At 70.1% G+C, this 23,606-nt stretch carries 20 protein-coding genes; 15 read left to right on the forward strand and 5 right to left on the reverse strand.

All coding sequences use genetic code 11. The features are described 5' to 3' along the window. Positions 1–30: 30 nt before the first annotated feature. On the reverse strand, positions 31–777 hold the full coding sequence (locus AC5DRG_RS49880) for an IclR family transcriptional regulator (RefSeq protein WP_491813380.1): 747 nt from the start codon (positions 775–777) through the stop codon (positions 31–33). Positions 778–1,039: 262 nt separating this feature from the next. Between AC5DRG_RS49880 and solA the strand changes: the two genes are divergently transcribed. The 15 genes from solA to nicT all read left to right on the forward strand — a co-directional run bounded on the left by solA (position 1,040) and on the right by nicT (position 18,781). Beyond that, positions 1,040–2,173 (forward strand): N-methyl-L-tryptophan oxidase, encoded by a 1,134-nt coding sequence (gene solA / locus AC5DRG_RS49885; protein ID WP_491806982.1) that lies wholly within the window; start codon positions 1,040–1,042, stop codon positions 2,171–2,173. Positions 2,174–2,178: 5 nt separating this feature from the next. Then, positions 2,179–3,165, forward strand: coding sequence for a succinylglutamate desuccinylase/aspartoacylase family protein (locus AC5DRG_RS49890; protein WP_491813381.1), 987 nt, complete (start codon positions 2,179–2,181; stop codon positions 3,163–3,165). A gap of 101 nt (positions 3,166–3,266) precedes the next feature. Further along, a complete protein-coding gene (locus AC5DRG_RS49895) occupies positions 3,267–4,367 on the forward strand; it encodes an ABC transporter substrate-binding protein (protein ID WP_491806983.1) in 1,101 nt (366 codons plus the stop codon). After that, entirely contained in the window at positions 4,360–5,505 is a 1,146-nt protein-coding gene (locus AC5DRG_RS49900) for an ABC transporter ATP-binding protein (protein WP_491806984.1), read from the forward strand. The genes AC5DRG_RS49895 and AC5DRG_RS49900 overlap by 8 nt, the downstream gene beginning before the upstream one ends. A 2-nt stretch (positions 5,506–5,507) precedes the next feature. After that, complete coding sequence (locus AC5DRG_RS49905) at positions 5,508–6,425, forward strand: ABC transporter permease (protein WP_491806985.1); 918 nt, start codon at positions 5,508–5,510, stop codon at positions 6,423–6,425. Beyond that, positions 6,422–7,288 (forward strand): ABC transporter permease, encoded by an 867-nt coding sequence (locus AC5DRG_RS49910; protein WP_491806986.1) that lies wholly within the window; start codon positions 6,422–6,424, stop codon positions 7,286–7,288. Before AC5DRG_RS49905 ends, AC5DRG_RS49910 begins: the two co-directional genes overlap by 4 nt. After that, positions 7,285–8,676, forward strand: a complete 1,392-nt coding sequence (locus AC5DRG_RS49915; protein WP_491806987.1) for an aminotransferase class III-fold pyridoxal phosphate-dependent enzyme — start codon at positions 7,285–7,287, stop codon at positions 8,674–8,676. Before AC5DRG_RS49910 ends, AC5DRG_RS49915 begins: the two co-directional genes overlap by 4 nt. 26 nt (positions 8,677–8,702) lie before the next feature. Beyond that, a complete protein-coding gene (locus AC5DRG_RS49920) occupies positions 8,703–9,656 on the forward strand; it encodes a succinylglutamate desuccinylase/aspartoacylase family protein (protein ID WP_491806988.1) in 954 nt (317 codons plus the stop codon). Then, the gene (locus AC5DRG_RS49925; protein WP_491806989.1) at positions 9,653–11,113 is read left to right on the forward strand and encodes an aldehyde dehydrogenase family protein; all 1,461 of its coding nucleotides are present in this window, start codon (positions 9,653–9,655) and stop codon (positions 11,111–11,113) included. The genes AC5DRG_RS49920 and AC5DRG_RS49925 overlap by 4 nt, the downstream gene beginning before the upstream one ends. Next, on the forward strand, positions 11,110–12,054 hold the full coding sequence (locus AC5DRG_RS49930) for an aldo/keto reductase (protein ID WP_491806990.1): 945 nt from the start codon (positions 11,110–11,112) through the stop codon (positions 12,052–12,054). The genes AC5DRG_RS49925 and AC5DRG_RS49930 overlap by 4 nt, the downstream gene beginning before the upstream one ends. 55 nt (positions 12,055–12,109) lie before the next feature. Then, entirely contained in the window at positions 12,110–12,775 is a 666-nt protein-coding gene (locus tag AC5DRG_RS49935; protein ID WP_491806991.1) for a haloacid dehalogenase type II, read from the forward strand. A gap of 14 nt (positions 12,776–12,789) precedes the next feature. Next, a complete protein-coding gene (locus AC5DRG_RS49940) occupies positions 12,790–14,073 on the forward strand; it encodes an NAD(P)/FAD-dependent oxidoreductase (protein ID WP_491806992.1) in 1,284 nt (427 codons plus the stop codon). Positions 14,074–14,298: 225 nt separating this feature from the next. Next, positions 14,299–15,471, forward strand: a complete 1,173-nt coding sequence (locus tag AC5DRG_RS49945; protein WP_491806993.1) for a N(5)-(carboxyethyl)ornithine synthase — start codon at positions 14,299–14,301, stop codon at positions 15,469–15,471. A gap of 146 nt (positions 15,472–15,617) precedes the next feature. Beyond that, a complete protein-coding gene (locus AC5DRG_RS49950) occupies positions 15,618–17,414 on the forward strand; it encodes a serine/threonine-protein kinase (RefSeq protein ID WP_491806994.1) in 1,797 nt (598 codons plus the stop codon). A 203-nt stretch (positions 17,415–17,617) separates the two neighbouring features. Beyond that, a complete protein-coding gene (gene nicT, locus AC5DRG_RS49955; RefSeq protein ID WP_491813382.1) occupies positions 17,618–18,781 on the forward strand; it encodes a Nickel transporter NicT in 1,164 nt (387 codons plus the stop codon). A 179-nt stretch (positions 18,782–18,960) separates the two neighbouring features. Here the strand turns inward: nicT and purU are convergent, their stop codons facing one another. Genes purU through AC5DRG_RS49975 form a run of 4 tightly spaced genes read right to left on the reverse strand, consistent with a single transcriptional unit; the run spans position 18,961 to position 23,600 of the window. Next, positions 18,961–19,827, reverse strand: coding sequence for a formyltetrahydrofolate deformylase (gene purU / locus AC5DRG_RS49960; RefSeq protein WP_491806995.1), 867 nt, complete (start codon positions 19,825–19,827; stop codon positions 18,961–18,963). Beyond that, positions 19,827–20,447, reverse strand: a complete 621-nt coding sequence (locus AC5DRG_RS49965; RefSeq protein ID WP_491806997.1) for a sarcosine oxidase subunit gamma — start codon at positions 20,445–20,447, stop codon at positions 19,827–19,829. The genes purU and AC5DRG_RS49965 overlap by 1 nt, the downstream gene beginning before the upstream one ends. Next, positions 20,440–23,307: a sarcosine oxidase subunit alpha family protein gene (locus AC5DRG_RS49970; protein ID WP_491806998.1), complete on the reverse strand. Its 2,868-nt coding sequence runs from the start codon at positions 23,305–23,307 to the stop codon at positions 20,440–20,442. The genes AC5DRG_RS49965 and AC5DRG_RS49970 overlap by 8 nt, the downstream gene beginning before the upstream one ends. Beyond that, on the reverse strand, positions 23,304–23,600 hold the full coding sequence (locus AC5DRG_RS49975; protein ID WP_030611117.1) for a sarcosine oxidase subunit delta: 297 nt from the start codon (positions 23,598–23,600) through the stop codon (positions 23,304–23,306). The genes AC5DRG_RS49970 and AC5DRG_RS49975 overlap by 4 nt, the downstream gene beginning before the upstream one ends. Between the last annotated feature and the right edge of the window lie 6 nt (positions 23,601–23,606).

A 23,606-nucleotide genomic window follows, 5' to 3' on the forward strand; every position in this document is an offset into this window, starting at 1 on the left:
GTTCGGGCGCCGGTCCGCTCCATGCCCGCCTCACACCCCCATGCGCCGTGCGGCGATCTCCGCAGCCGTGTCCGCGACCAGCCGCCCCCATTCGGGGAGCCGTTCGGCCTCGTACCGCGAGTCCGGCATGGACACGGCCACGGAGGCGAGCGGCGTGCCGTCCTCGTCCAGAATCGCCGCGGCCACCGCACACACATCCGGCCGGTACTGATTGCGGTTGAGCGCGTAGCCGTCGGTCCGCACCCGCTCCAACTCGGCCCGCAGGCGGTCGGGTTCCGTGGGCGTGGACTCGCTGTAGCTCTCCAGCCCGCGGCCGACGAGCTCGTCCACGTCGGCCCTGGGCAAATGGGCGAGGATCGTGCGACCCGTGGCGGTGGCGTGTAGCGGCGAGGTGTCGCCGATGGTGTGGAACGTCCGTACCGCGTGATCGCAGTCCACCCGGTCCACGACCACCATGCACTGCAAGGCGTCCGGTACCGAGAGGTGAATGGTCTCGTTGACCGCGTCCCGCAGCCGGATCATGGGTTCCCGTGCGGCCGCGAACAGGCTCGATCCCTGGAGCGCCGCCGGTCGTACGGCCAGCACCCGGGCGCCGATCTCCCAGCGCGTGGTGTCTTTGCGGTTGGCGCGCAGCCACCCTGCCTCGTTCAGCGTGACCAGCGTGCGCTGCACGGTCGACTTGGGCAGTCCGAAGAGCTTGGTCAGTTCCCCCACCGTCACCGGCTGGTGCTGCGCGACCGCCTCCAGGATGCGCAGTGACCTGGTCACGCTCTTCATTTCCATCTGATTTCCCCCTGTTAATCCTGCGAATGGTCTGACGGCAACCTCTTGACCCCCGTCACGGCCACTGCCATTCTCGTGCCAGATTCTAGCACAGCGTGCCACATTGTGGCACGGCTCTTCAAGGGAGTGTTCCGCGGCCCCGCTCCTCCGGACAGCGCGAGATGTGACCCCGCAGCCGCCGCCTCTACCGGAATTTCCAACTCCGCATACCGGGATGTCCGGCACTTCTGCCCCCGGGATACGAAAGGAACCCCTCGTGTCAGCCAGCAAGCGCGTCGCCGTCGTCGGCGTCGGAACGATGGGCAGCCAGGCCGCCTGGCGCCTGGCGGCCCGCGGAGCCGAGGTCGTCGGCTACGACCGCTTCGCCCCCGGCCACGACCGCAGCGCGGCCGGCGGCGAGACCCGGATCTTCCGCAGCGCCCACTTCGAGGACTCCCGCTACGTCCCGCTGCTGAAGCACGCCGACGCCCTGTGGGAGGAGCTCCAGCGGGAGACCGGCCGCGAACTGCGCCGCCTGACCGGATGCCTCCTGATGGGTCCCACGGAACACCAACAGATGGCGACCGTCCTTCAGTCCATCGCCGAGCACGGCCTCGACCACGAGGTCCTCGACGCCGAGGCACTCGCCAAACGCTTCCCGCAGTTCCGCATCGAGGACGGCGACGCCGCCGTGCTCGACCGCCACGCGGGCTTCATCCGGCCCGAGTTGACGATCCAGACCGCTGCCCGTCGCGCGGAGCAACTCGGCGCCCGCATCCACCGCTACACCCCGGTCCGCGAGATCGTGCCGGTCACGGGGGGAGTGGAGATCCGCACGGACGCGGGCACCGAGCGGTTCGACACGGCCGTGGTCACCGTCGGCCCGTGGGTGAACGACCTGCTGCCGGACCTGCCGTGGGAGGTGGACATCCGCCGGCTCATCAACGCCTGGTACGTGCCCACCACCGAGGACTGGTCCGGCGAGGAACGCCCGGCCTTCATCCGTACGGCGCCCACCCACTGCTACGGCCTGCCCTCCCCGGACGGCGTCTCCGTCAAGTTCGGCCTCTCCCGCGCCCTGCACCGCCCGGCCGGCGACCCGAACCGGCTCGACCGGACCGTGGATCCAGGGGAGTTGGACGTCTTCACCGAACTGCTGGGCCGCTACCTGCCCGACCTGCATCCCGACCCGGTCCGCCTCTCCGTCTACATGGAGGGCTACACCGAGAGCAGCCGCCCGCTCGTCGGCCCGCTGCCGGGCCACGACAACGTGGTGCTGCTCGCCGGGTTCTCCGGCCACGGCTTCAAACTCTCGCCCGCCATGGGCGACATCGCGGCGGACCTCGCGCTGGAAGGCGCCTCGCCGCAGCCCATCGACTTCATCTCCACCCTCGAACGAGCGGCGGCGTGACGGCGATGACCAACGACCTTCTGTCCGTCGGAACTCTGCGCGCCGCCCTCGGCACCAAGACCCGCGGCACCGCCCCCGCCGACCTCGGCACCCTCACCGTCGACATCCCGCTGACCCTGGTCAACGGCACCCACCCCGGCCCCCGTGTCCTGATCACCGCAGGTGTCCACGGCGGCGAGTTCACCGGAATCGACGCCGCCACCCGGCTCGCCTCGCTCCTGGAACCCGGCCAGGTGAACGGCCAGGTGATCATCTGCCCGGTCGCCAACCCCCCGGCCGTCTACCAGGGACGGCTCGGCATCTCCCCGCTCGACGGCGTCAACATCAACCGCGTCTTCCCCGGCGACCCCGACGGCGGCCCCACCGCACGGCTGGCCGCCTGGCTCTTCGCCCACCTGCTGGACGGCGCCGACGCCTACGTCGACCTGCACGCCGGCGGCATCGACGAGGTCCTGCGCGACTTCGTCGGCTACCGCCTCACCGGCGACGCCCAACTCGATGCGAAGACCGCCGACATGGCCCGCTCACTCGGCATCGAGGACATCATCCTCGGCCTCGACGCCGAAGGCGGCAACAGCCACGCGGCCGCCGCCCGTGCGGGGATCCCGGCGATCCTCGTCGAAACCGGCCAACTCGGCGAACGCGACCCGGACACGGCCGCCCGCCTCGTCGACGGCCTGTACGGACTGCTGCGCCAACTCGGTGTCATCGAGCCGCAGGACACGGCAGACGAGGCCGCCCCCGTACGCGAATGGGTCTGGGCCGCAGGCGTCACCGCCGAGGCCACCGGCCTGTGGTACCCGGAGTGCACCGCCGGGGACGACGTGACGAAGGGCCAGGTCATCGGCCGCGTCATCGACCCGGCCGACGGCCAGGAACACAAGGTCCACGCCCCGGCCGGCGGACGCGTCTTCTACGGGATGCACGGCCTCACGGTCACGCCCGGCGCCGAACTGGCCGCCATCGCCACTCCCCGAGACTCCGGCCACTGACGCCCGAGTCCCTCCCAAGTCGCCACCCCCCACCGCACGACAGGCACGAGAACCCAGCACGCAATGCCCTCATCACGTACCGCACCACCAGGAGGCCCCCGGTGAGAGATGTCCGGATAGACCGCAGAGTGTTCCTGCGCGGAGTCGGCGGAGTCGCCGCAGGCATCGCCGCCACCTCGCTCACCGCCTGCGGCACCGGCACCAGCCGGTCCGTCGACAGCGACGGCAAGAACTCCAAGACGCTCGTCGTCCGCAACAGCGGCGGCACCTACGGCGACGCCAACCAGAAGGCGATCTACGACCCGTTCACCAAGGAGACCGGCATCCAGGTCAAGGTGGTGAACATCGAGTACGCGCAGATGCTCGCCCAGATCAAACAGGGCCGCCCCCAGTTCGACGTCATCGACGACTCGATGGCCGACTTCGTGCTCTTCAAGCAGGAGGGCGCCACCGAGACACTGGACTACGACCGGCTGAAGAACTCCAAGAACGCCGGCATCGCCAAGTCCCTGCTCACCACCAACGCGGTCGGCAAGAACTACTGGGCCAGCGTGATGGCGTACCGCACGGACGCCTTCGGCGGGAAGAAGCCGTCCTCGTGGGCCGACTTCTGGGACACCAAGACGTTCCAGGGCAGCCGCGCCCTGCAGGCTCTGGACGCGGACCTGCCCGAGCTGGAGTTCGCGCTCCTCGCCGACGGCGTGGACCCGGACAAGCTCTACCCCCTCGACGTGGACCGGGCCTTCAAGTCCCTCGACGCGATCAAGGGCGACGTCAAGAAGTTCTGGGACACCGGCGCCCTGCCCGGCGTGCTCCTTGGCCGCGACGAGGTCGTCGCCTCCAGCGTGTGGCACGGCCGCCTCGACGCCCTCATCAAACAGGGCTCGCCGCTCGCCTACCAGTGGAACGGCGCCCGCCGCCAGAGCAACGGCCTCGCCATCCCCAAAGGCGCCTCGAACCTCGACGCCGCCTACCAGCTCATCGACTTCTCGCTGCGACCCGAGGTGCAGGCGCACTACGCCGAGCTGTACCCGATGGCCCCGACCGTGCCCGCCGCCTACAAGAAGCTCTCCACGGCCACCGCCGCCAACCTCGCCGGCTCGGCCGCGCACCTGGAGTCCGGTTTCGACCTGGACGTCGAGTGGTGGATCGAGAACCAGGAAGCCGTCTCCAAGCGCTGGCAGGAGTGGACGCATGCCTGAACTGGACGTGCGGTCCGAGCCCTCGGTGGCGTCAGCGCCGCCGGGGACCGGCACCGGCACCGGAAAACCCGTGTCCGTGACGGGACTTCGCAAGACGTACGGCGGCGTCACGGCCGTCGACGAGGTCTCCATGGAGATCGCGGCGGGCGAGTTCGTCACCTTCCTGGGGTCCTCCGGCTCCGGCAAGACGACCACCCTGATGATGATCGCCGGGTTCTGCGAACCCGACTCCGGCAGCATCGTCGTAGGTGGCCGTGACGTGACCCGGCTGGCCCCGCAGAAGCGCGGCCTGGGCTTCGTCTTCCAGCAGTACCTGCTCTTCCCGCACATGACGGTCTGGGACAACGTCGCCTTCCCCCTCCAACTGCGCGGCGTACCCAAGGCGGAGCTGCGCCGCCGGGTCGGCGAGACGCTGGAGATGGCCGGGCTGAACGGCATGACCCGGCGCCGCCCGCGCGAACTCTCCGGCGGCCAGCAGCAGCGCGTCGCCCTGTGCCGGGCCCTGGTCTACCGGCCACCCGTGATCCTCATGGACGAGCCGCTCGGCGCCCTCGACAAGAAGCTGCGCGACCAGCTGCAGACCGAGATCAAGCGCATCCAGCGCGAACTCGGCCTCACCGTCATTTATGTGACGCACGATCAGGAAGAGGCCCTCGTCCTCTCCGACCGGATCGCGGTCATGCGGGACGGCCGCATCGACCAGTTCGACACCCCGAGGGAGCTCTTCGAGGGCCCGCGCACCCCGTTCGTCGCGGACTTCCTGGGGGCCGCCAACTTCCTTGAGGGCAGCGTCGAGGAGCGGGCACCGGAGCACACACTCGTACGGCTCGACACGGGCGGTCTGCTGAAGACGCGCCCCATGGCGGACGCGGACGGCGGACGGGTCCGGGCCGCGATCCAGCCCGGCCGGATCGGACTGTGTCCCGCCGGCGACGGATTCTGTACCGGGACCGTGGAGACGGTCACCTATGTCGGAACCCTGGTACGTGTCACGGTCCGCCCTGCCGGCGGCGCGGACGCCGATGCCGTACGGCTGGAGCTTCCGGCCGGACGCGCCCCGGCTCTCGGTGAACGCGTCGGCCTGACCGCCGAGTCGGCCGACGTCAGCGTGTTCCCCGACCCGGAACACGAGGGGTGAGCATGGCCGGATCCCTCCTCGCCACGAAGCCCGCACCCACCGTCGCACCCGGCCGCCTGCGCCGGGCATTCAACGACCGCCGCACCCGCTTCGGCCTGTTCAACGCCGCACCGGTCGTCGTCTACCTCCTGATCCTCTTCGTCTACCCGATCTTCAGCACCCTCCTCCTCAGCCTCAAGGGCGAGGAAGGCGGCTGGACCCTGCACTGGTACGCCGACGCGTTCCAAGGGGCCAACCTGGAGATCCTGCTCACCACCCTGCGCATCTCCGCCGAGACCTCCCTGCTCAGCCTGGTCATCGGCTTCCTGCTGGCCTCCGCCGTGTCCCGGCTCAAGCCGCTGTGGGCGGGCCTGGTGATGCTGGTGGTCGTCGTCCCGCACTTCATCAGCGCGCTGGTGCGCACCTACGGCTGGATCATCCTGCTCGGCGAACACGGCGTGGTGAACAATGTCCTGACGGACCTTCACATCCCGGGCGCACCCTTCCAGTTGCTCTACAACGAGGTCGGGGTCGTCATCGGCACCACGTCCGTGATGCTCCCGTACACCGTGCTTCTCCTGTACGCCGTGATGCGCGGCGTCGACCGGCGGCTGCTCGCCGCAGCGGCCAGCATGGGCGCGGGGCGGATCACCATCTTCCGTCGCGTCTACTTGCCGCTGGTCGCTCCCGGACTGGTCAACGCCGGGGTGCTGTGCTTCATCCTCTGCCTCGGCTACTACCTCACCCCGGCCCTGATGGGCGGCCCGAAGCAGACCATGGTGGCCTCGCTCATCGACGAGCAGGTCATGAAGCAGAACCAGTGGAACGGCGCCTCCGCGCTCGGCATCATCCTGCTGCTCCTCACCTTCGTGGGGCTCCTGCTCCTGCGGCTCCTGAAGTCGGCGGGCGAGGCATACCGGAAACGGGGTACGGCCTCGTGATCGAGCTGCGCTCCACCCTCGCCGGACGCATCAGTCTGGCCGTCTTCTCCACCCTGATCCTGCTCTTCCTGGCGATGCCGATCGTCGTCATCGTCGTCACCTCCTTCGGCAACGACGCCTTCGGCTCCTTCCCGCCCCACTCCTGGACGCTCGGCTGGTACAAGCAGCTGTTCGCCGACGGCAGCAAATGGCCGGCCGCTCTGTCCCTGAGTGCCCTGGTCGCCGCGCTGACCACGGTGTTCTCCCTCGTCCTCGGATTGAGTGCGGCGACCGCGCTGGTCCGCAGCGAACTGCCGTTGCGCTCGGCGGTCTACGGACTGGTCCTCGCCCCGCTGGTGATCCCCCAAGTCGTCATCGCCCTCGGCCTGTTCCTGCTCTTCGAGCCCGCCGCGATGCTCGGCAGCCCGATCGCCATCGCACTGGGCCACACCGTGCTGGCCTCGCCGATCGCCGTGATGATCCTCATGGCCACGCTGAAAGGCATCGACGAACGGCTGGAGGACGCCGCGGCCAGCATGGGAGCGGGCCGTCTCACCGTCGCCCGGCGCATCACCTTCCCGCTGGCCATGCCCGGACTGGTCGCCGCCGCGATCTTCTCCTTCATCACCAGCTTCGACGAGTTCTTCATCTCCCAGTTCCTGTCCTCCGTGGACACCGTGACGCTGCCGGTCCAGGTGTTCAACGTCCTCCAGTACGACGTCGACCCGTCCGTGACGGCCGTCAGCGCGCTGCTCATCGCGGTCGCCGTCGTGGCCCTCGCACTGGTCGGCGTGGTGCGCCGGCTCGGCGGCTCCGGCAGGCAGGACGGCCTGCTGCCGACGGAGACCGCCGTGGGCCTACCCGCCGGAAATGAGACCCGATGACCACCAGCACCCGCACCCCGTCAGGTGAGTTGTCCGCCTCCGCGGCCAGACACCTGCTGCTGAACATGACCCCGGGCGGCTCGCTCGGCACCGAGGGAGAGAACCTCTTCGTCGTACGGCGCGGCGAGGGCCCGTACGTCGTCGACGCGGACGGCAGACGCTACATCGACGGCCTCTCAGGCCTGTACTGCTGTCAGCTCGGCTACTCCTACGCCGCGGAGTTCGCCGAGGCCGCCGACCGGCAGCTGCGCGAACTGTGCTTCAGCCCGCTGTGGTCCGCCTCCGCGCACCCGGTCGCCATCGAACTCGCCGAACGGCTGTCCCGGATCGCCCCCGTCGACATCGAGCACACCTTCTTCTCCGGCGGCGGCGCCGAAGCCGTCGAGACCGCCTGGAAGATCGCCCGCAAGTACCATGCCCTGCGCGGTGATACGGGCCGCACCAAGGCGATCGCCCGACGCGGCGCCTACCACGGCCTGACCATCGGCGCCCTCTCCCTCACCGACGACCCCGGCCTGAAGGAGCCCTACGGCCCGCCCGCGATCGAGACCCGATTCGTGTCCAACACCAACCGCTTCGGTCTACCGGGCGAGTTGGCGGACGACACCGCCTTCACCGCCCATCTGCTGGGCGAGTTGGAGGCCGCGATCCTGGCCGAGGGCCCGGAGACGATCGCCATGCTGATCGCCGAGCCGGTGCAGAACCGCGGCGGCTGCATCACCCCGCCCGAGGGCTACTGGCCCGGCCTCAGGGCGCTCGCCGACCGCCACGGCTTCCTGCTCGTCGCCGACGAAGTGATCACCGCGTTCGGCCGGCTCGGCGACTGGTTCGGCGGCGACCGCTACGGCGTCTGCCCCGACATCGTCACCGTCGCCAAGGGCATCACCGCCGGCTACGCCCCCATGGGCGCCACCCTCGTCAGCACCAAGGTCACCGAGGTCCTCAACCAGCCCGGCGCCGTCCTCAACCACGGCTACACCTTCGCCGGACACCCGCTGAGCGCGGCCATCGCCCTGCGCAGCCTCGACATCATGGAACGCGACCGGATCCTCGACAACGTCCGCGCCCTCCAGGACCACCTCGCCACCCGCATGACGTCCCTCGCGACCCTGCCCATCGTCGGCGACGTCCGCGGCGCCGGCTTCTTCTACGCCTGCGAACTCGTCGGCGACCTGGAGGACGGCGGCTTCAGCGACCCGACCCGCGCCGCACTCGTCGCAGACTTCATCCCGCGCCGGCTGCGCGAGGCCGGCCTCCTCGCCCGTGTCTACAACCGCGCCGCCCCGCTGGTCCAGATCGCGCCCCCGCTGATCAGCGACCGCCAGCTTCTCGACCGTATCGCCGACATCATCGCGGACACCCTCGACGAAGCGTCCGCCCGCCTGTGACCCCCGCATCCGAAAGGCAGCAACTCATGTACTCCATCGGTCCGCTGACCGTCGCCCCCGGCGAGCGCGCCCAGGGCCTGATCCCGGTCGGCACCAGCACCTACGGCGTGGAACTCGGCATACCGCTGATCGTCGTCAACGGCACCGAGCCCGGCCCGGTGCTGTGCGTGGACGCGGGCGTGCACGGCGACGAGTACGACGGCCAGGAAGCCATCCGCCGCGTTCTCGCCGAGACCGACCCGGCCACTCTGCGCGGCACGCTCGTCGGCATCCCCTGTATGAACACCCCGGCCTTCGAGGCCGCCGCCCGCAGCAGCGGCCTCGACCACCTCAACCTCAACCGCATCTTCCCCGGCGACGCCGAGGGCTCGTACTCCCTGCGCCTGGCCGCCACCTTCGTCGAGCAGGTCGTCCCCGCCATAGACGTCCTCGTCGACCTGCACACCGGCGGCACCTTCGGCGAGATCGCCCCGCTGGTCATCGTCCAGGGCGGCTACGAGGACCTGGCCACCGGCATCGGCCTGGCCGCCGGGCACCAGCTGGTGTGGAAGGGCGGCAAGTGGGGCGGCACGGTCCGCCACCCCACGCTCGCGGCGGGCAAGCCCGCCATCACCATCGAGGCGGGCGGCGGCACCTACCGCGAGTCCACCGTCGAGCTGCACATGAACTCCGTGCGCAACATCATGCGCCAGCTCGGCATGACCGACGGCGAGCCCGAACTGCGCGACACCTACACGGCGGTCACCGGAACCTTCGCCCGCTCCAGCGCCGGCGGTTTCTTCGTGGGACACGCTGGGCCGGGGGAGAGCTGCAAGGAAGGCGACCTGATCGCCCACGTCGTCGACCACTACGGCAACACGCTGGAGGAGGTCCGCGCCCCGCAGGACGGCGTCGTGCTGTGGGTGCGCCGGATCCGCACGGTCCACCCCGGCGACGAGGTCGTCATCTTCGGTGCGGTGGAGGGGGAGATCCGGCCGTGAGCGATGACCTCGTGCTGACCGAACTGCTGGTCGACGGCAAGCAGTTGCCAGCCGCCGACGGCCGTACCTTCACCGTCCTCGACCCGTCGAACGGGACGCCCATCGCCCGCGTCGCGCTGGCCGGTGCGGCCGACGTGGACCAGGCGGTGGCCGCGGCCCAGGCGGCCTTCACGGCACCCGAATGGGCCCGGATGCGCTCCGCCGACCGGGGCCGGCTCCTGAACCGCATCGCCGCGGCGATTCGCTCGGACGGCGAGCGACTGGCCCGCCTGGAGAGCCGGGACGTCGGCAAGCCGCTCAGCCAGGCGAAGGCCGATGTCGAGGCCACCGCCCGCTACTTCGAGTTCTACGCGGGCGTGGCCGACAAGCTCGGCGGCTCCACCATCCCGCTCGGCCCCGGTCTCCTCGACTACACCGTCCGCGAGCCGATCGGAGTCTCCGGCCAGATCATCCCGTTCAACTACCCCCTCCAGAACACCGCGAGGGGCTCGGCCCCGGCACTGGCCGCCGGCTGCACCGTCGTACTCAAGCCCTCCCCGGAGGCGCCCCTCACACCACTGGAGATCGGCCGCATCGCCCTCGAATGCGGACTGCCGCCAGGCGTGTTGAACGTCCTGCCCGGCGACGGCGAGACGGGCGCCGCCCTCGCCGGACACCCGGACATCGACCAGGTCACCTTCACCGGCTCGGTGCCGACCGGCATCAAGGTCGCCCAGGCGGCTGCGGCCAACGTGGTGCCCTCGGTGGTGGAGTTGGGCGGCAAGTCACCGGTCGTGGTCTTCGCCGACGCCGACTTCGACCTGGCACTCGGCGCCGTCGCGGGCTCCGCCTTCGGCAACGCCGGACAGACCTGCTCGGCCGGCACCCGGATCCTGCTCCAACGCGGCGCCGAGGAGTTCCTCGACAAGCTGGTCGCCCATGCCGCCTCGCTGAGGCTGGGCCCAGGCCTCGACGACCCCGACGTCGGACCGCTCGTGGCCGCCCGCCAACGCGACCGGGTACAGGGCTACTTGGACCTGGCTCGGCAGGAGGGAGCCGACGTGCGCACCGGGGGAGGAGCCCCCGCCGCCCCCGCACTCGCCGACGGCTACTACATCGAGCCGACGGTCCTCACCGGCCTCACGAACCAGGCCCGCTGCGCCCGCGAGGAGATCTTCGGCCCCGTCGTCACGGTCATCGACTTCGACGACACCGAGGAAGCCCTGGCGATCGCCAACGACACCCCGTACGGCCTCGCCTCGTACATCTGGACCCGCGACATCAACAAGGCGATGCGCATGGCCGAAGGGATCAGGGCAGGCCAGGTCTACGTCAACGCCACCGGCGTCGGCACCGGCATCGAGCTCCCCTTCGGCGGCTACAAGCACAGCGGTTGGGGCCGGGAGAAAGGACTGGAAGCGCTGGCGAGCTACACGCAGACCAAGAACGTCTGCATAGGCTTCGGGAACGGGTCATGAGGTACCGCACGCTGGGCGAGCGCGGGCCGACCGTCTCGGTGGTCGGCCTCGGCGGCAACAACTTCGGCTCCCGGCTCGACGAGGACGGGACGAAGGCCGTCGTCCACGCCGCGCTGGACGCGGGAATCACGCTGTTCGACACGGCCGACGTGTACGGCGGCTTCGGCGAGAGCGGGGGAGCACGCGGCGACGGTGAGCGACTCCTCGGCGCCGCCCTCAAGGGCCACCGCGACGACATCGTCCTCGCCACCAAGTTCGGCATGGAGATGTCCCCCGACGGGGAGGCCGCCCAACACGGTCCCCGCGGCTCCCGCCCCTATATCCGGTACGCCGTCGAAGCCTCCCTGCGCCGGCTGGGCACCGACCGGATCGACCTGTACCAGTACCACGAGCCCGACGGCGCCACCCCGCTCGCCGAAACCCTCGCAGCCCTGCGCGACCTCATCGCCGAGGGCAAGATCCGCCACATCGGCTGCTCCAACCTCCCCGCCGCGCAACTCACCGACGCCTTCGTCAGCACCCAGGCCCGCTACCACCTCCTCGACCGCAGCGCGGACACCGACCTGATCCCCGCCTGTCTGCGCGCCGGCGTCGGTCTGCTGCCGTATTACCCGCTCGCCAACGGCCTGCTCAGCGGCAAGTACCGGCGCGGCGAACAGCCCCCGCCCGGCAGTCGGCTGTCCTGGCGGCAGGGCTGGCTCACCGACGCCGCCCTCGACCGCGTCGAGGCACTCACCGCCTACGGCACCACACGCGGACTGACCCTGCTGCAGGTGGCCGTCGGCGGACTCGCCGCCCTCCCGGCCGTCGGCTCGGTCATCTGCGGAGCGATGACCCCCGAGCAGGTCACCGCCAACGCGGCCGCGGCCGACTGGATCCCCGACGCGGCCGACCTGGCGGCACTCGACGAGATCGTGCACCCCGGCGAACGGGTCGTCTGACCACCGAAGCCCAACCCCTGACCCCCCTGAACTCCCCTGAAACGAGGCTGACTTCATGCGAGAGATCGTCACCTTCGACGCCTACGGCACCCTGGTCGACTTCCAGCTCGGCCCGACCACCCTCAAGGTCCTCGCCGACCGACTCGACCTGGATGGCCTGGACGTCGACGAGTTCATGGACGACTTCCGCGTCATGCGCTTCCAGGCAGTCCTCGAGCCCTACCGCCCGTACCACGAGGTCCTGCACTCCAGCCTTCGGATGGCGATGCGCCTGCACGGCCTGGAGTACCGCGCATCCGACGGCGACGCCCTCGTCGAGGCCGTCCCCACCTTCGGTCCCTTCCCCGAAGTCCCGGACGCCCTGCGCGCGTTGAAGGCCCGCTACGAGATCGCCATCATCTCCAACACCGACGATGAGCTCATCGCGCAGAACATCGCCCACATCGGCGTCGAGTTCGACCACGTCATCACCGCCCAGCAGGCGAAGGCGTACAAGCCGGACCGCCAGACCTTCGAGCACGCCTACCAGACCATCGGCGTCGACCCGTCCCAGGTCATCCACACCGCCCAGGGCTGGGAGTACGACTTGATCCCCACCCGTGACCTCGGCCTGAAGCGCCGCGTGTGGATCAACCGCTACGGCCGCCCCGGCAGCACCGCCTACCAGCCCTACGACGAACTGCCCGACCTGTCCGGCCTGCCCGCCCTCCTCGGCTGCTGATCAGGAGCCCCGCCATGAAGCAGATCCCCTACTGGCTGGACACCGCCCCGCCCCTGCCCGACCGCTCGGGCAGGGACCTGCCCGAGTCGGCCGACGTGGTCGTCATCGGCGGCGGCCTGACCGGCCTGTCCACCGCCTACCACGCCGCCGGCAAGGGCGCCCACGTCGTCCTCGTAGAGAAGGACAAAGTCGGCTCCGGTGCGTCTGGCCGCAACGGCAGCATGTGCACCCAGGGCATCACCATCGGCGTCGCCGAGGCCCGCAAGCGCTTCGGACAACAGCGCGCCCGCGAGCTGTACGGCGCGTTCCGCGAGGCCGTCGACGTCGTGGAGGAGCTGACGCACAAGGAGCAGATCGACTGCGACTTCAACCGCTCCGGGCGCCTGGGAGTGGCGTACAAGCCGCAGCACTTCGAGGCGATGAAGGCCACTCAGCGCGACCTGGCCCAGAACTTCGACCACGAGACCACCCTGCTCTCCCCAAGCGCACTCAGGTCGGAGCTGGCCTCGGACTACTACCACGGCGCCCTCCTCGACCCGCTCAGCGCGGGACTCCACGTCGGCAAGTACGTCCACGGCCTCGCCGAGGCCACCGAACGCGCCGGCGCGCAGATCCACGAACGCAACGCGGCCACCGGCCTCACCCGACTGCCGGACGGCGGCTTCCTGGTCGAGACCCTGCACGGCACCATCCGCGCCAAACAGGTCATGGCCGCCACGGACGCGTACACCGACAAGGCGATGCCCTGGTTCCGCAAGCGGTTGATCAACGTCGGCAGCTTCATCGTCGTCACCGAACCGCTCGGCGAGGAGCGCGCCCGCGAACTCATCCCCAACTCCCGCCTGGTGGTCGACTCCAAGAACATCGGCCACTACATCCGCCTCACGCCGGACCACCGCCTCGCCTTCGGCGGCCGGGCCCGCTTCGCGCCCTCCAACCCCGCCTCCGATCTGAGGAGCGGAGACGTCCTGAAGCGGGAACTGACGGAGATCTTCCCGCAGTTGGCCGACGTCCGGATCGACTACGTGTGGGGCGGCAGCGTCGGCTTCTCCTGGGACCGCATCCCGCACGCGGGCGAGGTGAACGGCCTGTACTACTCCATGGGGTACTGCGGCCACGGCGTCCAGATGGCCACCTACATGGGCCGGGCGATCGCCGAGGTCATGGACGGCCACCCCGAAGCCAACCCCCTGCGCGGCCTCGGCTTCCCGAAGGTCCCCGTCCCCTTCTACAACGGCACCGCCTGGTTCCTGCCCTTCGGCGGCGCCTACTACAAGGCCAAGGACCGGCTGCGCTGAGCGCCCGCCACACTGACATCGCACGAACGCCCGCCAGGAGCGACCGCGGGACCTGGACCTGCGGATTCTTCGAGCTCAAACGAGCGGCGGGCGCTCCGCGGCCGGGACGGGAGTACGGTGGCGTTACCGAGCGCACCTCGCACGCCGTCATCCATTTCGGCGTCGCCCTCGGGGAACGGCAGGGACCGGAACGCATCGCGTCCGGCAGGAAATGAGCCGCCCCACATGAGCCTGATGAGTCTCGGAGTACTTGCTTCTTCCCACAAGGAGAACGAGTTCCGGCTGCCGCTGCACCCCCGCCACCTCGACCGGATCGCCCCGGACATACGCGAGAGGATCTTCCTCGAACAGGGCTACGGCGAACGCTTCGGCGTAGCCGACGACGCGCTGCGCCCCCTCGTGGCCGACCTGCGCTCCCGCGAGCGACTCCTCGCCGAGTGCGACGTCCTGCTGCTGCCCAAACCCATGCACGACGACATCGCAGAGCTGCACGAGGGCCAGGTGCTGTGGGGATGGCCGCACTGCGTGCAGGACGCGAAGATGACCCAGATCGCCATCGACCGACGGCTGACCCTGATCGCCTGGGAAGCCATGAACCACTGGACCTCCACGGGCGCCTTCAGCGTCCATGTGTTCCACAAGAACAACGAACTCGCCGGCTACTGCTCGGTGCTGCACGCCCTGCAGCTCGGCGGGCTGACCGGCCACTACGGCCGCCGCCTGCGCGCGGTGGTCATCAGCTTCGGCGCCACTGCGCGCGGAGCGGTCACGGGCCTGGGCGCCATGGGGGTCACCGACGTCACGGTGCTCACCCAGCGCGCCGCCGCGGCGGTGGCCTCACCGATGCCTTCTGTGGTGATGGCCCACTTCGAGGAGCGGGAGGACGATCCGACGCGCCTGCGGGCAGTGACCGCGGCCGGTTCCATGCCGCTGGCGGAATACCTGGCCGGATTCGACATCATCGTCAACTGCGTCCTGCAGGACACCGACGCGCCGCTCACGTTCGTCACCGACGAGGAACTCGCCCTCTTCCGTCCGGGAACCTTCTTCATCGACGTCGCCTGCGACGAGGGCATGGGCTTCGGATGGGCCCACCCGACCACCTTCGGCGACCCCATGCCCTCGGTCGGGTCGGGCTGTCACTACTACGCGGTGGACCACAGCCCGTCGCACCTGTGGAACTCCGCCACCTGGGAAATCAGTGAGGCGCTTCTTCCCTACCTGCGCAAGGTCATGAGCGGCCCGGTGGCATGGGACACCGACGTCACGGTAAGAAAGGCCATCGAGATCCGCGACGGGGTCGTCCAGAACCCGAAGATCCTCTCCTTCCAGCACCGGTCAGCGGCCTACCCCCACGCTCCCGAGGTCCTGGCGATTCCACTGGGCTCAGAGGTCTAGCGGGCGTTCATGGTGGGTGTTCTCGGTCGATCCAGTTGGGCAAGGGGGTTGACCGGGCGTCGGCTGCGGGGCGGTTCGTTGTCGCCGATGAGCTGTCCGCTCCGCTGCTGCGGATGGTGTCGGTGGGGGCAATTAAGCTCCGGCATATGAGTGAGTCAGACAGAGGCACCGGGCGACGAGTCGTCGACGGACGCTTCGAGTTGGAGGCCCGCCTCGGTGGCGGTGGGATGGGGACGGTCTGGCGGGCCAGGGACCTGGTGCTGCACCGGCTGGTGGCGGTCAAGGAGGTCCGCCCGCCTGATCGGGACCTCGCCGAGTACGATCCGGCCGGCGCGCGGGAGCTGCGGGAGCGGGTGTTGCGCGAGGCCAGGGCCCTGGCCCGGATCGACCACCCCAACGTCGTCACGATTCACCACATAGTCGACGGCGGAGAGGGCACGTACCCCTGGCTCGTGATGGAGTTGGTCAGCGGTGGCTCGCTGGCCGACCGGCTGGCCCGGGGGCCGATGCCGCCGGCCGAGGCGGCGCGCATCGGCAGGGGGGTGCTGGCCGCCCTGGGTGCCGCGCACGACGCCGGCATCCAGCACCGCGACGTCAAACCCGCCAACGTCCTGCTACGGCCCGACGGCCGCCCCCTCCTGACCGACTTCGGCATCGCCGCGATCCGCGAGGCGACCAGCCTCACCGCCACCGGGTCCATCATCGGTACGCCCGATTTCATGGCACCGGAGCGCATCTCGGGCCACGAGGGCGGATCCGCCTCTGACCTGTGGTCATTGGCGATGATGCTGTACACCGCCGTGGAGGGCCGCCATCCGCTGCGCCGGGCCACCACCCTTGCCACCCTGGCAGCGGTCCTGAACGACGAAGTCCCGCCACCTGTGCGGGCCGGTGCCCTGCGGGATGTCCTGATGAGCGTGCTCGTACGGGACCCGTCGGCGCGGCCGTCCGCCGCCGTGCTGGAGCGACGGCTGGCCGAGGCCGAGGCGGGGCCGTCCGCTCCCGGGTCCTCGCGCGAGGAGCCCACGTCCTACCCGTTGAGCCCGCCGTCCGTCTCCGCCTCTCCAGCTCCTTCACCCCCGTGGGTTGCTGCCGAGCCGCCCACGGCCGGCACTCCTGTGCCCCCGGTCCTTCGCCCCGATTCCGGCACACCCGACGGCCCTGGCACGCCCGATCCGGCGCGTGCGGCAACCTTTCCCGGGTTCGGGCCGCCACCCGCCTACCCCGGGCCGGTACAGGCCACGCCTCGGCCGGTGACCTCGCCCATGCGCACCGAGCGCCGACGACTCCCCGGCCTGAGCGTCCTGCTGAGCGTCTCGGGAACGGTGCTCGCCGGCACGCTGGTCCTGCTGTGGTGGCTTCAGCCGTTCGGGGACGGCACCGGGGACTCGGGCGCGGACGCCTCGTCGAGCACGTCGGGGCCGTCGACGACCGGTTCGCAGACCACCGCTGCCCCGGCCGCCGAGCAGTCCCAGGAGCCGGAGAGCGCCAACATGCTTACCCCGGACGCCATCCGCACCGCCATCAAGGCGATCAAGAAGGAGTCCGGCCGGGACATGTTCGGTCACTTCAGCGTCTACGCGGACTACGTGTCGGCCCAGATGATGGTCAGCGGCAGCAACAGCAAGTACGACGTCTACAGCTACCGTCCCGGACAGGGCGTGGAGAAGGGCTCCAGCTCGGGCACCCTGTCCGGCGGCAATCAGCCCGTCAGCCTGGACGGCTTCAAGTGGGACAAAGTCCCGGCACTCCTCAAGGAGGCGGACAGGAAACTCAACATCTCGGATCCGGAATCCCGTTACCTGTCGGTGAGCGGGCCCAACGACACCTTCGACACTCCGGCTGACATGACCGTCTACCTGACCGACAAGTACCACCAGACCGGCTTCCTGGAGGCCGACATCACCGGCAAGGTGACCCGGGTGGTACCCGCAGAGGACTGACCGCTCACCCCAGTGGCCTCGGCGCTCGATCTGCCGCAGGTGGTCCACCGGGGATGAGCTCGTCGTCGGCGAGCTTTTCCCGCCGCTGGCCGAAACCTGGCCCGGTCTTTGCCGCTCTAAGCTTGTACCTGCAACTCATTCGCAGAAGCCTGGAGGGTGTGGCTGAAGACAGCCACTTGCCGAGACGTAAGGCCACCGTCCCCATGCTCACCGCTCCCGATTCCGCCCGCCCGGCCATGACAGTCGGCGGACGCGGCGTCTCGTGGCACCGCATCCGTACGTCGATGACCCGCAAGGAGTGGGCGAGCCTCGGCGGGATGGCCGCCTTCGTCATGGCGTTGCACATCATCGGCTGGTTCACACTGGTCGCGATCGTCGCCCCGGAGCACTACAGCCTGGGCACCAAGACCTTCGGTGTCGGCATCGGCGTCACCGCCTACACGCTCGGCATGCGGCACGCCTTCGACGCCGACCACATCGCCGCCATCGACAACACCACCCGCAAGCTGATGAGCGAGGGGCAGCGCCCGCTGTCGGTCGGCTTCTGGTTCTCGCTGGGCCACTCCACCATCGTCTTCGTGCTCGCCCTCCTGCTCTCCCTCGGCGTGAAGGCGGTGGCCGGACCGGTCGAGAACGACGACTCCCAACTGCACGACATCACCGGCTGGATCGGCACCACCGTCTCCGGGACGTTCCTCTACGTCATCGCGATCATCAACATCGTGATCATGACGGGCATCTGGAAGGTCTTCCGGCGGATGCGCACCGGCCACTTCGACGAGGAGGCCCTGGAGGAGCAGCTCAACAATCGGGGCTTCATGAACCGCCTCCTGGGCCGCCTCATGAAGTCGATCACCAAGCCGTGGCAGATGTACCCGCTGGGCATGCTCTTCGGCCTCGGCTTCGACACCGCGACCGAGATCGCGCTCCTCGTCCTCGCGGGTTCGGGCGCGGCCTCCGGGCTGCCCTGGTACGCGATCCTGTGCCTGCCCGTCCTCTTCGCGGCCGGCATGTCACTCCTGGACACGATCGACGGCTCGTTCATGAACTTCGCCTACGGCTGGGCGTTCTCCAAGCCGGTCCGCAAGGTCTACTACAACCTCACCATCACCGGCCTGTCGGTCGCCGTCGCGCTCATCATCGGCACGGTCGAACTCCTCGGCCTGATCGCCGAACAGGCGGACCTGCACGGTCCGTTCTGGGACCGGGTCTCCGGACTCGACCTCAACATCATCGGATACGTCATCGTCGGACTGTTCTTCGCCACCTGGGCGGTGGCCATGCTGGTGTGGAAGGTAGGCCGGATCGAGGACAAGTGGACAGCCGGACTGGCCCAGCCCGCCACCGGCGAACAAGGCGCCGAGTAGGGCCAAGGGCCCGTCACAGAGATCCCGGACGTCTTCCCCGCCCCGCGAGCGCGACCGCCGTCGCCGCCCCGGACGAGCTCGCGGTGATGCTGCGCGCGGGTGATGCGTGTGTCCGGGGCAGCGGCGTGGGGACGCGCTGCGGCTGGCGCGCCGGCCCTGTCGGCCGTGCGCGCGGGCTGCTAACGGAGGACCACCGTGCGCCTCCCCTTGACGAACACCCGGCCTTCGCAGTGCCAGCGGACCGCCCGGGCCAGGGCTGCCGACTCCGCGTCGCGGCCGATGGCGGCCAGGTCGTCGGGGGTGTGGCTGTGGTCGACGCCGATGACCTCCTGGGCGATGATCGGGCCTTCGTCGAGGTCGGCGGTGACGTAGTGGGCCGTCGCGCCGACGAGCTTGACGCCACGTTCGTGGGCCTGGTGGTAGGGCTTGGCGCCCTTGAAGCTGGGCAGGAACGAGTGGTGGATGTTGATCATCTGGCCGGCCAGCCGGTTGCACAGGTCGTTCGAGAGCACCTGCATGTAGCGCGCCAGCACGACCAGGTCGACGGCGAACTCGTCGATGATCTCCAGGAGTCGGGCCTCGGCCTCGGGTTTGGTCGCGGCGGTGACCGGCACGTGGAAGAACGGGATGCCGTGCCAGGCGACGAGCGACTCGTGGTCGCGGTGGTTGGAGACCACCCCGACCACGTCGATGGGCAGGTCGCCGCTGCGGGTGCGGAAGAGCAGGTCGTTGAGGCAGTGGCCGTAGCGGGACGCCATGATCAGCACGCGGCGCCGGGTGCTGACCGGTTCGAGGTGCCACCGCATGGCGAAGGGGGCCGCCATGGTGGCGAAGTCGCGGCGCAGGGTCTCCGTCGTGCTCTCGCCGCCGGAGGAGGTGAAGTGCACCCGCATGAAGAAGTGGCCGTCACGGCGGTCGCCGAACTGCTGGTTGTCGATGATGTCGCTGCCGTGCTCGACCAGGAACCGCGAGACGGCCAGCACGATGCCGGGACCTTCGGGGCAGTCGAGGGTGAGGACGTACTCGACATCCGGTGTGGTGTCCATCAGGGCACCTCCGGACCGTGGTACTCGCTCATCGCGTCGATGAGCCAGCGCGCCAGGTAGTCGGCGAACGAGGAGCGTGGGAAGAGCCGATACGTCGGCGTCTCGTCGACCTGCCAGAGCAGCACGGCGACATGTCCCACCATCGTCGACACCGCCCGGCCGGGACCGAAGACCCGGGGATGCAGGTCCAGCGGGCAGCCCTTCTCCAGCACCTGCCGGGCGGCCGGGCCGCTCAGCTCCAGCGTGGTGCGGTTCGCCGAGACGTCCACGGCCGAGCCCGGGTCTCCTCCGAGTGCCTCCTTCAACTCGGCGGCCACGACGGTCTCTTCGGCCTGGGACAGCACGAGCCACTCGTCGGGCCCGAGCCAGACGACGGTGTGTGGGCCGGATGCGGAGGTGTCGCCGCACTGCCGGGGGAGTGGTGCCCCCAGGGTCTTCCCGATGCGGTCGGCCGCCTCGGAGGCGGGGTCGACGCGCAGGTTCACCATGGTGACGAACGGCCACTCGGCCAGCGTGACGCCGCGGGCGCCCGTGACGGCGGCGGCGCGCATCCGCTCTTCCAGATGTGCCAGCGGGCTGCGGCGCAGGTGCACCGGGCCGGCCTCGGTCAGCTCAGCCATCTCGCTTGGTCCCTTCGGGGTCGTAGAGGACGAAGTCGGCCACCTCGACGGGCACCAGCTCGTCGCCCACCGGGGCGAGCAGGGTCTCGCCGATCCTGGCCCGCCCGCCGGCCACGAGGGCGAGGGCGAAGGGGCGGCCGAGGGCCGGACTGTGGTAGCTGGAGGTGACGTGGCCGAGCATCGGCACGGGCACCGTCTCCAAGGGGATGTCGGGGGCCACGAGTTGGGTACCCTCGGGCAGCCGGGTCGTGCGGTCCGCCGGTAGCAGGCCGACCAGTTGCTTGCGGTCGGTGCGGGCGGTGTCGGCGCGGGTGTAGGACCGCTTTCCGATGAAGTCCTTCTGCTTGGAGACCACCCAGGACATGCCCGCGTCCTGCGGGGTGACGGTGCCGTCGGTGTCCTGGCCGACGATGATGTAGCCCTTCTCGGCGCGCAGGACGTGCATCGTCTCGGTGCCGTACGGGGTGATGCCGTACGGCTGCCCCGCCTCGTACACCTGCTCCCAGACGGAGAGGCCGTACCACGCGGAGACGTTGATCTCGTAGGCGAGTTCGCCGGAGAAGGAGATCCGGCAGATGCGGGCCGGGATACCGGAGGCCAGGGTGGTCTCGCGGAAGGCCATGAAGGGGAACGCCTCGGCGGACAGGTCGACGTCGGGCGCGAGCTGGGCGACGACCTCGCGTGACTTGGGGCCGACGACGGCGATCGTCGTCCACTGTTCGGTCACCGAGGTGCAGTGGACGTCGAGTTCGGGCCACTCGGTCTGCAGCCACTCCTCCAGCCAGTCCAGGACATTGGCGGCGCCGCCGGTCGTGGTGGTCATGAAGTAGCGGTTGTCGTCGAGGCGCAGGGTCACGCCGTCGTCGAAGATCATGCCGTCGGGCTTGCACATGACGCCGTAGCGGGCGAGGCCGGGCTTGAGCTTCTTGAAGGCGTTGGTGTAAATGCGGTTGAGGAACTCGCCCGCGTCCGCGCCCCAGATCTCGATCTTGCCGAGGGTGGAGGCGTCCAGGACCGCCACCCCCTCACGGGCCGCACAGCACTCGCGGGCCACGGCGGCGTCCATGTCCTCACCGGGCAGGGGGAAGTACCAGGGGCGCTTCCACTGCCCGACGTCCTCGAACAACGCCCCGTGCGCGACATGCCAGTCGTGGACGGAGGTCGTGCGCTCCGGATCGAACAGCTCGCCGCGCTCCCGCCCGGCCAGGGCGGCGAAGGCGACAGGTGTGTAGGGCGCCCGATAGGCCGTGGTGCCGATCTCTCCCAGTGAACCGCCGAGCGCCTCGGCGATCACGCCGATCGCGTTGACGCCGGACGTCTTGCCCTGGTCGTTGGCTGTGCCGAGCGAGGTGTAGCGCTTGACGTGCTCGACACCGCGCATGCCGGCGCCGGTGGAGCGCCAGACGTCGGCGACCGTGACGTCGCGCTGCAGGTCGACGAAGTGGGTGTCCCAGGAGCCGGGTTCGCCCTCGGGGGCAGGCACCAGCCACAACGCCCGCACCGGGCCCGGGCCTTGGGCATCCCCGGAAGGCGGTGCGGGCACGGGAACCGTGAACCCGGCCTCCGTCGCGGCCCGCGCACCGGCCCGCGCCCCTTCGGCCAGGCAGCCGTCGAGGTCGTACGTCCCGCGCGCCGCACCGACGACCTGCTGGTCCCGTACGGTGCCGTCGGGCACGAACGCCACGAGCCCGGAGTCCCAGCGGAGCTTGCCCTGGCGCTGGCTGTGCAGGTGCACCACCGGGCTCCACCCGCCGGAGACGGCGAGCAGGTCGCAGTCGAACGACTGCGGTGCGCCGGTGAGTTGGCCCTCGGCGTCGAGGCCCTGGACGGTGACGCCGGTGAGCCGGCCCTCGCCCGCGGTGTCGACCACCGCACTGCCCGTCAGCACCTGCACCCCCGTCGCCACGGCGACCTCGGCGGCCCGACTGGACAGCTCGGGGCGCGCGTCCACCACGGCGGCGATGGCGATCCCGGCGGCGTGCAGGTCGGCGACCGTGTCGTACACGCTGTCGTTGGTCGTGCTCACCACGGCCCGCGAACCGGGCGCCACCGCATACCGGTTGAGGTACGTACGCACGGCCGCGGCCAGCATCACCCCGGGCCGGTCGTTGCCGGCGAAGACCAGCGGACGCTCGTGCGCGCCGGTCGCGAGGACCACCTGGCGGGCCCGGATGTGCCACAGCCGCTGGCGCGAGACACCGGTGGCGGCTTCGGGGGCGTCCGCGCCCAGGTGGTCGGTGCGGCGCTGGAGAGCCAGCACGTAGTTGTCGTCGTACGAGCCGAAGGCCATGGTGCGTTGCAGTACGACGACCTCGGGGGCGGCGTCGAGCGCCGCGCGGACGTCGGCGACCCACGTGAGGTCGGCCTGCGCACCGGAGAGCAGCGAACCGCCGGGCTCGGGCTGGTCGTCGACGAGGATCACGCGGGCGCCGGAGCCGGCGGCAGCGGCGGCGGCCGCGAGTCCGGCCGGTCCGGCGCCGACGACGAGGACGTCGGTGTGCACGTACTTCTTGTCGTAGACGGCGGGGTCGGGGGATGGGTCGAGTCGGCCCATGCCGGACAGTGTCGTGGCGGACAGGCCGTCGTAGAGCTCCACCGCCGTCGCCGGCAGCATGCCCTCCGAGTACGAACCACCGATCTGCAACAGGGCGTTGGGTTCCTCGACACCGGCGGAGACGATGCCACGCGGGCGGCCGCGGTAGATCGACGGAGCGACCTCGACGAGGCCGTTCGCCAGCATCGCCGAGGCGACGGTGTCGCCGGGGTGCCCGGTCAACTCCCGTCCGTCGACGGTGAATCGCAGCACGGTGCCGCGGTCTACGCGGCCTCCTTGCCGCAGCCGGAAGTGCTGGTCGGTCATCGGTTCCCTCCGGCCTGGGGCAGTTCGGGGCGGGGCTCGTCGAGCCGGTAGGCGGCGAGCACCTCGTAGTTCACGGTGTCGCGCAGGACGTTGAACCAGCGCCGGCAGCCGGTGCTGTGCATCCACCGCTCGGCGAAGGGGCCCTTGGGGTTGTCGCGGTAGAAGACGTACTCGGCCCACTGCTCGTCGGTGAGGTCGGCGGGGGTCTCGGGGTGGGGGACGTGGGCCTGTCCGCCGTAGTGGTACTCGGTCTCGTCCCGTGGTCCGCACCATGGGCAGGTGATCAGCAGCACGGTGTC

This window comes from Streptomyces sp. JLBG701 (genome assembly GCF_058544905.1).